The organism is Herbiconiux daphne (assembly GCF_024979295.1).
Taxonomy (GTDB): domain Bacteria; phylum Actinomycetota; class Actinomycetes; order Actinomycetales; family Microbacteriaceae; genus Herbiconiux; species Herbiconiux daphnes.
Genome location: NZ_JANLCJ010000137.1, coordinates 1 through 1,103, shown reverse-complemented (window position 1 = coordinate 1,103; position 1,103 = coordinate 1). Strand labels below are relative to the sequence as shown.

The 1,103-nt window shown below is 43.3% G+C and carries 1 pseudogene; it reads right to left on the bottom strand.

Annotation, left to right across the window (positions count from 1 at the left end):
- Positions 1-1,103, bottom strand: a pseudogene (locus tag N1032_RS23605) (hypothetical protein); the annotation flags it as partial.

The window sequence follows — 1,103 nt, the reverse complement described above, 5'->3', positions numbered from 1 at the left end:
ATCCCTTGGCTACCAATCGCTCGAACACATCTTTACAGACGTCAAGAGTAATAGAATCACCATAAATAAGACCGACTTTAGGATTAAGAACCTTGAAGCCTTTCTCATTTACATGACCACCAAAGGTTTCCCACAGCAGCTCAATAGAACCTTTAACTGGTGCGGACTCAACTTGCTCGTAACAGTACACACCATCCTGACCAGTTACCATGTTGATTTTATACATGGTGCTCTGATAATAGAAATAATCATTGAGCTTAGCAGAGAGTGATTCTAACTGCTTCTGGATAGTAGATGTGGTGTTGAGTTTGTGATACGGGAACCCACAGATAATATCTGCTGGATTACCAGAATCAGGACGGAAGACAACTTTACCATCACGTTCATTGATAACGTCACTAAGACGTGGAACGAAGTCGGTCAATACTTGCCAGTAGTCCCATGTGTCAGATACGATTGACAAGATGCCAGTCGGATATACTTCGGTAATTAATCGTTCAAATGTTTTAAGTTCGTCTGATTTCTTACCCATACACATGACGGAGTGCTCTGTAGCATTTACACCCATGCCATACAGATACTCTTCATTCACTTTGTATTGCTCTATAACACGCTCAAGAGCGAAGAATGAGTCAGTACCAGTGAATGCTGTCAGGTGGCCTAAGCCAGTAAGACTGTTAGCCCACATACCCATGTTACCACGGGCTGCAAAGTCATGACACTGCCACTGTATGTGGTCAAGATTGTCACAAGTACGAGCAGCACCATATTCACATAGGATGCGATAGTTGAAGGCAATGGTTGCAGCAGTCGCTACAGGCCACAATTCACAACTTATCAGCGTTTCAAGATAGTTTACAAGCCAATAGAAATCCGGAAGCGTGTTCTGAACAGTTAGAACAGGCAATTTCATATGGACAAGATAACCCTCAGGAACCGACTTAATTTTAAGAGGCAAGTAGCCTAAGTCGTGAAGAGCAGCTACACCATCAGCAGGGACAACATCCCCGCCTAGGTATTTATCAACTGCTTTCTTGAACTTCGGTACAATCACATCCTTCGGTTGCTGGAAGAAGTCTTCATTGAAGCCATCAACAAGCCAC